We start from the raw sequence: 14,413 nt of genomic DNA, 5'->3' as shown, positions 1-14,413 counted from the left end.
ATTTTTTCATCGTAAGGCATAGGAATTCAAACTTTAGCTTTCTAATTTTCTTCATTTCAGTCTTTCTCTATCAAGAACTGTCCTAAGGGATTTTTCTGAATAAAATTGGAGATGCTGATTTCAAGAAGTTGAAAAAAAGTCATTGCCCCTCCTGAGAAAGGCAATGACAATTAAATCTATTCTGAGTCAAGCAAAGTGTCTACAAGGGCATCTATATCACGAAGGTGATTTTGGACAATTCCAGCACTGTACCTAGAACTTGCACTGCGCGCAGAACTTTGAATAGCTTTCAATTCAGCACGAACAGCAGCACTCACGTCAGATCTGCTTTTTTCATCTTGGGTCATTAGAGAAGCAAGACGCTCCACATGTGCACGCTGAAGATTTCTGCGGAATGCGTCAATTTCTTTTGAGCCCGAGAGCTCAGACCAAATCCCTTTTCTCAAGTCAGACAACATCTGAGTCATAGAGTAGGCTTCTGAACCATTCAGTGCTTGATTTTCAATCATGCGCTCTAATCTGTCCATTCTAAGTACACTGCTCAGCAATCTTGATTGAAGGTTTCCAATAGAAGATATTGCACCGCTTTGCTGAATGTTATTAAGTATTTCTTTTTGTAATAACCATTCAGGTGTGGTAAACACGTTTTCATTCAAAAACTTCATAGAATTTACCTGCTCTGCTTTGGAGGTGGGAGTATAAGTGACGCCTTCTTGGTCTGTTGTTTTGTACTCCTCGTAAACACCACCGATATTGGTGACCACATGATTTGCAAAGCGACTCCAAACTCCTATCAGTTCTCCATATAATTCCTCCAGATCACCATAGCCTTCACCAGCTGTGGCAGTCCATTCAGCAAGATTAGGAGCTACGATTTTTAGATTTGCAAGGCCATACGTACTTGCTTTCACAGCATCATCTCCCACTGATTCTGTTTGAGAGCTTGGGTCAAAAGAATTGCCACCTCCGAATAGGTACATTGGATCACCAGCCTTTTCTCTGATCCAGCTATTCAATGTAGGTTTTTCAGCTTCTGGAGAATTAGCATTTGGGATATAGCGATATCCCCAGTTGATCGCATAGTTATCGTATGGGCCCAGCATTCTCACCCAGCGCACACCTTCATCGCCTGGTTGTGCTACATAGTTATACCGCGTATAATCCATAATAGTCGCTGCAAGTCCCCATTTTTGGGTGAAGGTAGCCGAACGCAAAGAATCAGTAGGGTAGGCATAGCTCGCTTTCATATTATGAGGCAAACCCAGTGCATGACCGATCTCATGGGAGATTACTCTTCTCATCATCTCACCGATTTCTTCGTCTGGCGTATTTAAAGTTCTAGCTGAAGGATTTGCCGCCCCCGTTTCTAGCATGTAGCGGTTTCTATAGGACCGTAAATGATTATGGAACCATACGATATCACTTTCTATTATTTCACCTGATCGGGGATCGGATACACTTGGACCCATCGCATTTCGGGTAGTAGTAGCAACGTAGCGGACGGTGGAATATCGAGCATCTTCTGCACTCCAATCGGGATCTTCTTCCTTGGTGGGAGCATCCTTGGCAATGATCGCATTTTTGTAACCTGCAGCTTCAAAAGCAACTTGCCAATCTTCAATTCCTTCACGGAAATACTTTCTCCATTTTTGCGGAGTCGCCGGATCAAGGTAATACACAATAGGTTTCACTGGCTCTACCAACTCACCTCTGGCGTAGGCTTCTTTGTCTTTAGGTTCTAATCTCCATCTTCTGATGTAGGTCTTTTCGTCAGATTTCAGCGCTTCGGATCCATAATCAATTTGTCTTACAGTAAACCATCCCACCCGTTGATCATGCAATCTTGGCTGCATAGGCTGCTTGGGAAGCAGATACATGGACTGACTCATTTCCATGGAAATTGTGCCTGTTCGTGAATTAGAAGGAGGTTCAGAAGCATTGTAGGTCATGTCATGTCTCACCTCGATATTTTCTGGATAACTGGCCATTCGAGTAATAAAACTTCTTTCTCTATCCAGATTTCTCACCTGATACTGTTTTCTCATAGATGAAGACAGACCACTAAGTGCCGGTATATCCGAAAGAAATAAATCATTCACTTCGATCAATGCTGCTGTAGAGTCAGAATTGAAGGCTTCAATTTTGAAAGTAGCCAAGATAGGATTGTAGTTATTGGCTTCAACAGACAAAAAGATAGGAAGAGAATCTGCAGCTACATTATCAAATGAAATAGAGCGAAGGATGATGCTGTTCTGCATTCTAGACCAATGAATCACTTGTTCATTCGACTTAGAACCAGCAGTGGTGTAGCCACCGCCTAGACCATCACCTATTTTAGAAATACGACTTACCAAAAGCATATCAATGCCCAATAGGTCGAAGGGAACCTCGTAGTAGCTTTTGTCATCTACTTTATGAATTGTAAATAATCCTTCGTCTGAAACTGCTTCATCTGTGACAATTTCACTGTACTTTTTAAAAGGACTCTTAATGCCAGGTTTTACTGTCTGGCTTTGCGGAGCAGGTTCTGCTTGCGCATTTTTCTTGTTCTTTTTCTGCGCAAAGCTTGCCACACTAAGCGACAATAGAAAGGCAGTTAAGAGTGTAGTGGTTTTTTTCATTCATTCATTGGTTTATGATTACAAAATAGCTGTAGAGGCAATAATAAAAAAGGAGTCATTTTTGGTGACTCCTTTTTTATAGATAAAGGGTTTGTTCTTAGTTTTACCTTCCTTACCTGATAGGCTCTATAGTCTGGATACTGCCATCTTCCAAATGTCTCAATGGGGCTACTTTGATATTTCTCAAATGTGTTTTCCCAGAAAGTTGTGTGTCATGATAATAGATAAACCAGTTTCCTCCCACTTCTACGATTGAATGATGATTGGTCCATCCTTCTACAGGATTGAGAACGACGCCTTGGTAAGTAAATGGTCCATAGGGATTGTCAGCTGTGGCATACGCGATGAAGTGCGTGTCACCTGTGGAATATGATAGGTAGTAAGTGTCCATGTACTTGTGAATCCATGCAGCTTCAAAGAATCTTCTATCATTTTCCCCGTTTAGAATCCCATCGCCGTTTTCGTCCAAAATCTTAATTTCTTGAGGAATCTCAGCGAACTGTAGCATATCATCACTCATTTTGGCAATGATAGGTCCTAAAGCTGGTTCATCATCCGTTGGAAGACCATCCGTGGGTGCACTTCCTTTATCATCAAATTGATTGTTTCTATACTTCTGTAATTGTCCACCCCAAATGCCACCAAAATACATGTAGTAAGATCCGTCTGAATCTTCGAAAACTGCAGGGTCTATGCTGTAGCTTCCTTTGATAGGTTCAGGCTGAGCAGTGAAGGGGCCGATAGGTGAATCGCCCATTGCCACACCAATTTTGAAGATGTCATTTTCATCCTTTGCGGGAAAATAGAGGTAGTATTTACCGTCTTTCTCTGCCGCATCTGGCGCCCACAGCTGTCTTTTTGCCCAAGGAATATCTTCCGCACCCAGTACTTTTCCATGATCTGTTATTGCACCACTAGGGGTATCCATAGAATAAACATGGTAATCCATCATATTAAAATGAGCTCCTAAATCATCTTCAGCAACGTCAGATTCCACATCATGGGATGGGTAGATGTAGATTTTGCCATCAAAAACATGGGCAGATGGATCAGCTGTGTAATGATCTGTGATAAGAGGTTGAGAAAGATAGGCTGAGGTAGTGTCGGTTATTTCGACTTCGGTACTGGTCTCTTCGGTTTGACTAGGTTTGCTGCACGATGCCAATGCAAAAATGGCGCAATACGCCGGAAAATACTTTAGGTTTTTCATAAATAGGTTTGATTAGTTAACTGTTTCTGAATATAATTTTAAAAAGTGATTTTTAGTAATAATGTACTTATGAATTGGGAATTACTATGAATTAATTGGAAGAACTCCATTAGTGCTAGTGATTTACCTTTGGTGGATTTACCTGATTGGATGTAATGTAAAACCTTATATTTAGCACTATAATAATAACCCAATCAAACCTATGAATCGAAGAAATTCCATAAAAATCCTTGGCGGTACTGCCGTGGGGATTGCCGGACTCGCGCTGGCAGACTGGAAGTGGCAGCTACTCGATGGTTTTAACCACGAAGGCTTTTTCACGGTAAAAGAAGAAAAGCTCATCTCCAGCATTGCAGATATAATCATCCCAGCAGGTATTCCAGCCAAAACCCGAACTCCTGATTCCAAGCCTATTGGTGCACTTAGTACAGGGACGGATGTTTACTTAATGAAGCTTTTTGAACATTGTTATGAAAAGGAAGATCAGGAGAAAATCAAACTGCAACTCGCTGCCTTGAATGATAGAGGTTTTGTAAAAGCTTCCAAGGAAGAGCGTGAAGCTATGCTCTTAGCGCTGAATTCTTCAGAAAAAGAAGATGAGCGTGAGTTCTTTGACCTTATGAAATCGCAAACTATCACTGGATTTACTACTGTCAAAGAAGTCATGGTAGACTATAGAAATTATAAAGTAGCACCTGGCTATTACCACGGATGTGCCGATTTACCTGCCCAAACCTAATCTACTATGTTACAAGATTCAAAAGAGAAAAGGACCTACGACGCAATCGTGATAGGCTCAGGAGCTAGTGGAGGCTGGGCTGCCAAAGAACTAACAGAAAAAGGCCTAAAAACTCTCGTGCTTGAGCGGGGTAGAATGGTTAAACATATTGACGATTACCCCACCGCATCGAAAGCCCCTTGGGAATTTGAGTTTCGGGGAGCAGTGCCTTTGGATAAACGATCAGGAGTGGGTGGAGGACGTTGGCTTAGAGAGGAGACTGCGCACTGGGCTTTGGCTGATGATGAGCAACCTATTATTCAGGAGAAGCCATTTCGCTGGTTTCGCGGATATCATGTTGGAGGGAAGTCGCTGCTGTGGGCAAGAGCTACACAACGTTGGAGTGATTTCGATTACGAGGGGCCGGAGCGTGATGGATTTGCGGTGGATTGGCCGATTCGCTACAAGGACATAGAGCCTTGGTATGCGCATGTGGAAAAATTTGCCGGGATTGCAGGGAATAAGGATGGACTCGCCGAGTTACCTGACTCGGATGTGATGCCGGGATTCGAATTGAGTTGCATTGAGAACTATTACAAAGATCAGCTGGCTTCGAATTTTGAAAATCGCTACTTGATCCAGGGGCGCTGTGCACATTTGACTGATCCACAGGAAATCCATAAACAACAAGGAAGAAATAAATGTCAGCATCAAGGGATGTGTAATCGTGGCTGCATGTATGGAGGTTATTTCTCTGCAAATGCTTCCACTTTGCCATGGGCAGAGAAGACAGGAAATCTGACCGTCCGACCAGATGCCGTGGTGGAGTCGATTATTTATGATGATGCGAAAGGCAAAGCTACTGGGGTTAGAATCATCGATAGAAATACAAAAGAAGCAATAGAGTTTTATGCAAAAATAATCTTTGTCAATGCGTCTACCATTGCCTCAAATGCCATTTTGCTTAATTCAAAATCTTCTACTTTTTCCGGAGGAATTGGAAATGAAAATGGATTGATGGGGAAATTTCTGGCTTGCCATAATTACAGGGGAAAAGGAAATGCAAGTTTCGAAGGCTTTGTGGACAAATTCAATGATGGTAGAAATCCCGGCCATGCCTATGTACCGCGATTCAGAAATGTATTTAAGCAAGACACAGATTTTCTCAGGGGATATTCCATTGGAATGTCCGGTGGAAGAGGGTTGGGTTCTGATACGAGCATGATTGGTGATCAGCTTCGTGATAATCTACTCAATCAAAAGTATGGAATTTGGCATATGGCTGCCTGGATGCAAGGAGAAACTATTCCTGTTGAAGATAATCATATTCGACTAAGCACCGACCAAGTGGATAAATACGGTATTCCGCAAATCATTCTTTCTGTGGAGTGGAAAGAAAATGATGATAAGATGGTGGCTGATTTCGTAGAGCAACAGACGCTGATGTACGAGAAAGCCGGATTTACCAACATCAAAGTAGAGGATTCTCATTCTGATCCAGGTTCGGACATACACGAAATGGGAGGGGTGCGAATGGGACGAGACCCAAAGACTTCGCTTCTAAATGAATGGAACCAACTTCATCACTGTAAGAATGTATTCGTCACAGATGGCGCATGCATGACCAGTACAAGTACTCAAAACCCAACCCTTACCTTTATGGCTTTGACAGCACGGGCAGCAAATTATGCGGTGGAGGAATTGAACCGGCAGAACCTGTAAGTAGTCCACTTTCGACAGTTGACAGTCCATAGTGAAGTAGTGATTTTCCAATCTTAAAATTTCTTATCCTTTCGAAATGAAATCAAGCATAATGAATAACGACACACAGAGGGATGATTATTTCCTAGGCGAGATTCCATCCCGATTTTCGGGACAGGTAATGACCATTGAAAAACAATTATAACCAGATGAAATACCCATGATCCCGTACCTACGGGAACACACAGGGGTATGATTATATCACAGCAAACACCGTATCAGCAGATTTGTTTGTGGTAAGGCGCGCTAGGGTGATGCAGACCCGTCCGCCTTAGGAGGAAGCGAGCCAGACGGCTGGCATGCGGGGTGAAGCTTTGCTGGCGTCTTGACGTTTTGGTTCTTTTGCGTCAAGGCAAAAGAACAAAGAATTTAGAATGACTTAAGTGTTACAAAAGAGGATACTTAATAGCCCCAGTAAACTTATCTGACTATTTCTCTAAAAGAACTAAAAAATTTAACTTATAAACAGATGAAATACCCATGAGGGGCGGACGACACACAGGGGGATGATTATATACAGGCATACACCGCATCAGCAGATTTGCTTGTTGCTAGGGCGCGCAGGGGTGACGCAGCACGAGGGTGCGGCTGGTCTGAGGGCGGAAGATTGCTGGCGTCTTGGCCTTTTGGTTCTTTTGGGCCAAGCCAAAAGAACAAAGAATCGAGCTTGACTCAAGTGTCACACAGGAGGATATTTAATAACCCCTGTAAGTCAATCGACTATTTCTCTAAAAGAACTAAAAAATTTAACTTTTAAACAGATGAAATCGAGCATGTCGAAGGCGACACACAGAGGGATGATTATTTCCTAGGCTAGATTCCATCCCGATTTTCGGGACAGGTAATGACCATTGAAAAACAATTATAAACACATGAAAAAAATAAACATACTAATCCTTGCCATCTTAATGATCGGCTTGTTTCCATCTTCAACTTTTGCCCAGAAAAAAGGGGATCCACTAATGCAGGCTCCACTAGGAGTACAAGCCTATTCTTTCCGGAATCACTGGGCTAATGGCGTAGAATCTACTCTGGATATTATTCAGGAAATGGGTTTTACCGAGTTGGAAGGTGGTGCACCAAAAGGAACAACCACAGAGGAGTTTCTTAAGCTTTGCGAAGCCAGAGGAATAAGTATCCCGTCAACGGGTACAGGTTTTGAACAATTAGAATCCGATCCTCAGGCGGTCGCTGATCGGGTAAAAGAGTTGGGTGCTAACTATGTGATGGTGGCTTGGCTGCCTCATGATGGTGACTTCACCAAGGAGAATGCAGATCGCGCCATCAAGGCCTTTAATAAGGGAGGGAAAGTACTTGCGGAAAATGGGATCACATTTATGTACCATGTCCATGGCTATGAATTCCAGCCGTACGGCAAAGGCACATTGTTCGACTATATCGTCAAGAATACTGATCCAAAATATGTATCCTTTCAAATGGATGTCATGTGGACACACTTTGGAGGAGGAGATCCAGTAGCTTTGCTCAAAAAATACGGTAAAAGATGGGTTTCACTACACCTGAAAGATTTCCGAAAGGGAGCTCCAAAAGACATGACTGGTTTGACGGGACCTGAAAATGATGTGGTACTGGGAACAGGTGAATTGGATATTCCAGGTATTCTTCGCGAATCTAACAAGCTTGGAATCAAACATATGTTTATAGAAGATGAAAGCGATGAAGAGCTGGAGAATTTGCCCAAAAGTATTGCTTACCTGAAAAGCTTAACTTATTAAGAATTAGAACTTGCCTATGCTTACTCATTCTGTGTTCTTCAAATTGAAATTCCCAAAAGGGTCGGCTGAGGAAGGTGAATTCCTACAAGGTGCAGCGAAATTGGCATCCATTCCTGATGTCAAGAATTTTCGTGTCTTGCGTCAGCTAAGTGCTAAAAATAAGTTTGATTATGGCTTGTCTATGGAGTTTGAAAATCAAGATCAGTACAATAACTACAATCAGCATCCAGAGCATGTCATTTTTGTCGAAACCTACTGGGCGCAAAATGTAGACGATTTTATGGAGATTGATTTTGAAGAGTTTATGGAGGGATAGTTTGTTTTCTTTGTTGGACTGTCTCTCCGCTTAGCGATTATGCAAACCTTTTTAATAAAAAACGAAATAAATTAAAATGAAAGCATTTACGAAATCAGAATATGGGGGACCAGAGGTGCTTCAATTGGAAGAGGTAGATATGCCTGTTTTGAAAGAGAATCACATTTTAATTAAAGTTATGGCAAATTCGGCCAATCCCGCTGACTGGCATATTCTTCGGGGAAAACCTTTTTTTGCACGATTCTCTTTTGGATTGTTCAAACCCAAAGACAAAATCCTGGGAGCTGATTTTGCAGGCATTGTAGAAGCAGTAGGAAATACTGTAAAAGAATTTAAGGTTGGAGACAGGGTGTTTGGGGAGAATCTTAATGGAGGTGCATTTGCTGAATACACTTGTGCACCGGCAAATGTTTGTGCCATCATGCCGGGAGGAAGTGGTTTTCCAGAAATGGCTAGTGTACCCATAGCCGGACTGACGGCCTTACAAGCACTTAGCACTCATGGAAAACTCAAAAAAGGAGAATCGGTTTTGATCAATGGTTCTTCTGGAGGAGTAGGTCATTTTACAGTGCAAATTGCAAAGGCCTATGGTGCTAAAGTTACCGCTGTCTGTTCAAGTAAAAATGTTGATTTCGTTAAGACGTTAGGTGCGGATCGGGTTATAGCCTATGACAAAGAAAGCATTCATCTACATGATGGGAATTACAACCTAATTGTTGATACGCACGGCAATCTTACTCATAAAGACTATAAGCGTATGGGAGAGCGAGGTGTGATGGTGGGCTTCACATCAATGGGACTTATGATTTCAGTACTTATGAAGAAAACTTTAAGCAAATTTCCTTTGGTCATATTTACAGCAGAAGCCAACACAAAAGATTTGGATACTCTAGCAACTTTAATTCATGACAGGAAAATTAAAGTTCACATTGAAAATATCTATTCTTATAATGAAATACCGGAAGCCATAAGATACATCGAAGCCATGCATACTAAAGGAAAAGTTGCAATGTCTTGGGAAAGTTAAAAGTACAATTCGAACTTTATCTTAGAGTTTTTTATGTTTCGTTTAAGCCTATTTGAAGTTTTTTGTATTTATTTTATCTCTACGTTATCGATTGAATTTCATTATTTCATCGGTTTTGTCCTTATAGGAGCATATTTCTTAAGTAGCCTTTTTTCAGAATTTAATTTGGTTATTCTTTTTTAGCTATCTTTGCAACGCAATGAATATAGGAACAACAGCAGTTACTCCAGATTAAAATTTTTTCCCGGTCTTCCGGAATCCCTGAGCTTTTGGCATCAGGCCTAGCTATCGTTTCTATTTCCTCCCAGTCCTATTCTAATTTATCATCAATCAATATTCTTTGTATGAAGAAATACTTCAACTTATTTGATTTCAGTCAACGTGTTGACTATAAAACTGAGGTCCTTTCGGGACTTACTGTAGCAATGGCTTTGATTCCTGAAGCGGTAGCATTTGCTATGATTGCAGGACTTTCTCCATTGACAGGACTTTATGCTGCCTTTGTTATGGGATTAGTTACCTCCATTTTAGGAGGCAGACCGGGAATGATATCGGGAGCTACTGGAGCTATTGCTGTAGTTATTGTAGCCTTGGCTGTCTCACACGGAGTAGAATATGTGTTTGCTGCAGTGATTCTGTCTGGTTTGATTCAGATTCTGGCTGGCTCCTTGAGATTGGGCAAACTCATGCGTTTGGTCCCCCATCCCGTGATATTTGGATTTGTCAATGGACTGGCCATTATCATTTTTATGTCACAGTTGAATCAATTTAAAGGAGCTGATGGAAACTGGCTTGACGGCACACCACTATATATTCTTTTAGGACTAGTGCTACTCACAATGCTTATTATCTGGGGGCTTCCAAAGCTTACCAAAGCAGTACCTTCATCCCTTGTTGCGATCTTAGTGGTGTTCGGATTAGTATCCATTCTAAACATTGATACCAAGACCGTTGGTGATATTGCAAGTATCAAAGGAGGCTTTCCTCCCTTTCATATTCCAAGTGTTCCATTGAATTTTGAAACACTACAGCTTATCCTACCTTATGCAGTCATCATGGCTGGAGTCGGGTTAATTGAAAGTTTACTTACACTGAATATTGTCGATGAAATCACCGAAACACGGGGAAGAAGTAATAAGGAAGCAGTAGCACAGGGAATTGCAAATGTTACTTCAGGCTTCTTTTCGGGAATGGGTGGTTGTGCGATGATAGGCCAGAGTTTGATCAATATATCGAATGGAGCGCGTGCCAGACTTTCAGGGATAGTGGCTGCAGTGATGCTTCTGATATTTATTGTTTTTGGTTCTGGGCTAATAGAGCAGGTTCCTATGGCTGCCTTGACCGGATTGATGATCATGGTTGCTATTGGGACGTTCGAATGGGCAAGTATCAAGACTATTACCAAAATGCCCAAGAAGGATGTTTTTCTGATGTTCTTAGTTACACTGATAACGGCTATTCTCCACAATCTTGCACTTGCAGTATTAATAGGAGTTATTCTGGCTGCACTCTTCTTTGCCTGGGACAATGCAAAACGCATCCGTGCCCGCAAACGAATAGATGAAAATGGAGTCAAGCATTATGAGATTTTTGGTCCTCTGTTTTTTGGATCTATATCAGCGTTTAATGAAAAGTTTGATGTATTAAATGATCCAGATGAAGTAATAATTGATTTTGAGGAAAGCAGGGTAGTAGATATGTCAGCAATCGAGGCGCTCAACAAAATCACCGAACGCTATCATAAGGTGGGTAAAAAAGTCCACCTAAGGCATCTAAGTCCTGATTGCAGGAGATTGCTCGAAAAGGCAGATGAAATCCTTGAAATCAACATCTTAGAAGATCCCACTTACAAAGTGATGACTGATAAAGTGACCTAATATTAAAAATATAACTTATATCCGTTGTATGCGTCCGACTCTGATTATCCTAACAGACCGGACGCATTTTTTTTATCAGGGAAGGGGAGTGGAACCTGACCTTTATATGTTTCGGTTGGAGTAAGAGAGTTTGTCAACCCAAGTTTTTACTTCCAAAGCCCGGAATACTTGATTGGACACTTAGTCATCGAGTCTAAGAAATTTTTTATTAGAATTAAGATTTCATGGCTCATGTTGTCAAAATCTTCAGTGCTATTTATACCTTCTTTGAGTTTTAAAAAAAGTTCTTAGTGGAAAGTGTTATTAAGCGAATTATCTTGATTCACTACTTAATTGTCATAGGCTAGACCATAGTAGTTTCAATTTGTGGGCAAAAGTGACTATAATGACAAAAGAATAAAAAATCTAATAGACAAGAAAACGAATGCATCTACCTTTATTACAAGATATACTTATCCTTTTAGGTTTTTCAATCGTTATTGTTTTTGCGCTGCAAAAGCTCAAACTGCCTTCTATAATCGGCTTTTTGCTAACAGGGGTAATAATCGGGCCTTATGGTTTTAGCCTTATCCATGAAGTAGAGCAAGTTGAAATTCTGTCTGAAATTGGAGTAATTCTCTTGCTCTTCGTGATTGGTATGGAATTGTCGATAAAGCAATTAATCTCTATCAAAAAGACCGTTTTTATTGGTGGGTTTTTACAGGTGGGCGTCACGGTACTAATAGCTGGACTTGTTTATTACTTTTTAGGTAATTCTTGGAATGAATCGGTGTTTGTGGGTTTTCTTTTTTCTCTTTCAAGTACAGCAATAGTCTTAAAAACGCTACAGGATAGACAGCAGATCAGTGCTCCGCATGCAAGGAATGCACTGGCAATCTTGATCTTTCAGGATATTATTGTGGTGCCAATGATGCTTGTTACCCCTATGATAGCCGGAGAATCAACAAATCTGGGCTTAAGCATTCTGACACTGGTTGTAAAGTCTGTAATTCTTATTGTAATCACTTTTGTCAGTGCACGGTATGTTGTGCCACGATTGATGCATGCAGTTGCGAAAACCAATAGCAAAGAGCTATTCTTGTTGGTTACTATCACCCTTTGTTTTGCTGTAGCGTTTTTTACATCAGAAGCAGGACTTTCTTTAGCATTGGGAGCTTTTATTGCAGGTTTAATTGTTTCTGAATCGGAATACAGCTATCAGGCAACAAGTATCATTCTGCCTTTCCGAGAGCTTTTTACAAGCTTCTTTTTCGTATCTGTAGGCATGTTGCTTGATTTGAATTTCTTTCTAAACAACATTCCAGTCATCTTGCTTTTGGTATTTGTCGTATTCATAGTCAAATCAGCAGTGGCATCAGTAGCAGTAGCAGTACTCAAATACCCCCCTCGGACTGTACTATTAACAGGATTGGCGCTTTTTCAAGTCGGGGAATTTGCCTTTATTCTCTCAAAAGTGGGCATAGAATACAATCTATTAACTGCCGAAACCAACCAATATTTTTTATCTGTTTCTATCGTGTCAATGATATTGACTCCGTTTGTAATCATTTTTTCAGAGAATATTGTTGACAGATTTATTGGTGTTTCAAAAAAGTTGGGACTTGATAGTACATTAGTTTCAGCAAAAGATAAAGCAGAAATTGTCAATCACGACTTGGACAATCATTTAGTCATTATAGGATATGGTGTAAATGGAAGTAATTTGGCTAAGGCAGCGGCGGCAAGTAACATTCAGTATGCCGTTATCGAAATGAATGCTGAAACGGTCAAACGCGAAAAAGCAAAGGGTGTTCCCATTGTTTTTGGTGATGCTACTCAAGACCATATGCTCGAAACGGTACATCTTTCAAAAGCCAGGGCGGCTGTAATAGCTATTTCAGACAACTTTGCCACCCGGAGTGTCATAAAGAATATTCGTTCTCACTCTGATTCGATCTATTTGGTAGTGCGAACAAGATATATTAAGGAAACCTCTGAATTACTTGCTTTAGGTGCTGATGAAGTGATCCCTGAAGAGTTTGAAACTTCGGTGCAAATATTCACTTATGTACTTCAGAATTTTCTTGTTCCCGAAGACGATATTGATCAGTTTATCGAGAAAGTCAGAGCCGACAATTACCAATTATTTAAAGGCGAATTGAAACGCCCGAAAACCTATCGGCCAAATGAATTGGCAGACTTCAACATTACTTGCCTGCGAATGAACGCAGATAGCAATACATTTTTAGGAAAACCATTAAGAGAATTGAACCTAAGGGCCGACTATGGAATAAATATTCTGGGCATCAAGAGGAAAAATGAAATGATGGAAAGCATACATCCAGATGATAAATTAAAACAAGGAGACATTATTTACATACAAGGAAATCAAAGTAAAATAGAGCAGTTCCATAAACTGATAAAATAAAGCACTAAAGGCTAATATCTAAGTTTCCGTTGCATGTGAATCATGAACAGAAAGACCACAAGGGAATGTCGACTAATCCCTTCTCCTTCAGAAAAACATCCATTTAGTACCATTGAATAACGAAAGAGCCAATCATGATGGTTTTATTGACCCTCACTAGGAATTGAATGTTGGCCTAAGCGTGGATTGCATCTACGCTTTTCTATTTTTTGGAATTTGTAATTTCATTTCCAAAAAGTTCAACCCCATTCGGGGTTGTCGTCCCTTTCTCGTTTACATTTTTCCCTAGGTTTCAACTAGGGTTATTGAAAGGTTCGATCCTTTTAGGATCAATTGCCAAGAGAATGTAATAATACAAATGACCACGAAGTGGTCAAACCTCTCAAGTGTGCCGGGCATGGCACTGTACTATAGGGTGAGCGATCTCAACGGAGAGAGCAAGTCCCGAGGGGGCCCGCTGACGGGAACCCCATAGCCAAAGCCAAGGGTGTTCCGGGCGACCGGAAATCTGAAGGAAGGCAGTGGCAAAGTCCAGATGTGGACGAACAGAAACTGAATAGTAGGCTTATAGATTCGGGGAAGCGCACTTGGAAGCGTCTAATCCCAATAGTCAGACAGAGGATCTATGGGTAAATTCAGCCGCATCGGATGAAAGTAGAGTGTCTTACCCCGGGAGGTCTGTGGCTGGGGCAATTGCCGGTGGTACGTGCGAGTGCTGAAGGAATCCAAGTCAACAGAAG

At 41.1% G+C, this 14,413-nt stretch carries 9 protein-coding genes; 7 read left to right on the top strand and 2 right to left on the bottom strand.

Features of this window, described 5'->3' with window-relative positions; translation table 11 throughout:
• Positions 1-176: 176 nt before the first annotated feature.
• Entirely contained in the window at positions 177-2,621 is a 2,445-nt protein-coding gene (locus SYJ56_RS11555; protein WP_323834254.1) for a zinc-dependent metalloprotease, read from the bottom strand.
• A 112-nt stretch (positions 2,622-2,733) separates the two neighbouring features.
• Entirely contained in the window at positions 2,734-3,831 is a 1,098-nt protein-coding gene (locus SYJ56_RS11550; RefSeq protein WP_323834253.1) for a glycoside hydrolase family 43 protein, read from the bottom strand.
• A 202-nt stretch (positions 3,832-4,033) separates the two neighbouring features.
• Between SYJ56_RS11550 and SYJ56_RS11545 the strand changes: the two genes are divergently transcribed.
• From SYJ56_RS11545 to SYJ56_RS11515, 7 genes are all read left to right on the top strand, one after another.
• Positions 4,034-4,570, top strand: coding sequence for a gluconate 2-dehydrogenase subunit 3 family protein (locus SYJ56_RS11545; RefSeq protein ID WP_323834252.1), 537 nt, complete (start codon positions 4,034-4,036; stop codon positions 4,568-4,570).
• Between the two features lie 6 nt (positions 4,571-4,576).
• On the top strand, positions 4,577-6,271 hold the full coding sequence (locus tag SYJ56_RS11540) for a GMC family oxidoreductase (protein ID WP_323834251.1): 1,695 nt from the start codon (positions 4,577-4,579) through the stop codon (positions 6,269-6,271).
• Positions 6,272-7,182: 911 nt separating this feature from the next.
• Complete coding sequence (locus tag SYJ56_RS11535) at positions 7,183-8,046, top strand: sugar phosphate isomerase/epimerase family protein (protein ID WP_323834250.1); 864 nt, start codon at positions 7,183-7,185, stop codon at positions 8,044-8,046.
• Positions 8,047-8,062: 16 nt separating this feature from the next.
• Positions 8,063-8,362: a Dabb family protein gene (locus SYJ56_RS11530; protein WP_323834249.1), complete on the top strand. Its 300-nt coding sequence runs from the start codon at positions 8,063-8,065 to the stop codon at positions 8,360-8,362.
• Positions 8,363-8,438: 76 nt separating this feature from the next.
• Complete coding sequence (locus SYJ56_RS11525; protein WP_323834248.1) at positions 8,439-9,389, top strand: NAD(P)-dependent alcohol dehydrogenase; 951 nt, start codon at positions 8,439-8,441, stop codon at positions 9,387-9,389.
• Positions 9,390-9,733: 344 nt separating this feature from the next.
• Positions 9,734-11,266 carry a SulP family inorganic anion transporter gene (locus tag SYJ56_RS11520; protein ID WP_323834247.1) on the top strand — a complete coding sequence of 511 codons (1,533 nt, stop codon included), beginning with the start codon at positions 9,734-9,736 and terminating at the stop codon, positions 11,264-11,266.
• Positions 11,267-11,690: 424 nt separating this feature from the next.
• Positions 11,691-13,673 carry a monovalent cation:proton antiporter family protein gene (locus tag SYJ56_RS11515; RefSeq protein WP_323834246.1) on the top strand — a complete coding sequence of 661 codons (1,983 nt, stop codon included), beginning with the start codon at positions 11,691-11,693 and terminating at the stop codon, positions 13,671-13,673.
• Positions 13,674-14,413 lie beyond the last annotated feature (740 nt).

The organism is Algoriphagus aurantiacus, assembly GCF_035156405.1.
Lineage (GTDB): Bacteria > Bacteroidota > Bacteroidia > Cytophagales > Cyclobacteriaceae > Algoriphagus > Algoriphagus aurantiacus.
Note: the sequence above shows the minus strand (reverse complement) of the source record. Positions and strands in the feature narration are given on the sequence as shown.

What these genes read in the sequence shown, in the direction of transcription:
- SYJ56_RS11520 (WP_323834247.1), top strand. Translation starts at nt 9,734, where the DNA reads ATGAAGAAATACTTCAACTTATTTGATTTCAGTCAACGTGTTGACTAT.
- SYJ56_RS11530 (WP_323834249.1), top strand. Translation starts at nt 8,063, where the DNA reads ATGCTTACTCATTCTGTGTTCTTCAAATTGAAATTCCCAAAAGGGTCG.
- SYJ56_RS11540 (WP_323834251.1), top strand. Translation starts at nt 4,577, where the DNA reads ATGTTACAAGATTCAAAAGAGAAAAGGACCTACGACGCAATCGTGATA.
- SYJ56_RS11515 (WP_323834246.1), top strand. Translation starts at nt 11,691, where the DNA reads ATGCATCTACCTTTATTACAAGATATACTTATCCTTTTAGGTTTTTCA.
- SYJ56_RS11545 (WP_323834252.1), top strand. Translation starts at nt 4,034, where the DNA reads ATGAATCGAAGAAATTCCATAAAAATCCTTGGCGGTACTGCCGTGGGG.
- SYJ56_RS11535 (WP_323834250.1), top strand. Translation starts at nt 7,183, where the DNA reads ATGAAAAAAATAAACATACTAATCCTTGCCATCTTAATGATCGGCTTG.
- SYJ56_RS11525 (WP_323834248.1), top strand. Translation starts at nt 8,439, where the DNA reads ATGAAAGCATTTACGAAATCAGAATATGGGGGACCAGAGGTGCTTCAA.
- SYJ56_RS11555 (WP_323834254.1), bottom strand. Translation starts at nt 2,621, where the DNA reads ATGAAAAAAACCACTACACTCTTAACTGCCTTTCTATTGTCGCTTAGT.
- SYJ56_RS11550 (WP_323834253.1), bottom strand. Translation starts at nt 3,831, where the DNA reads ATGAAAAACCTAAAGTATTTTCCGGCGTATTGCGCCATTTTTGCATTG.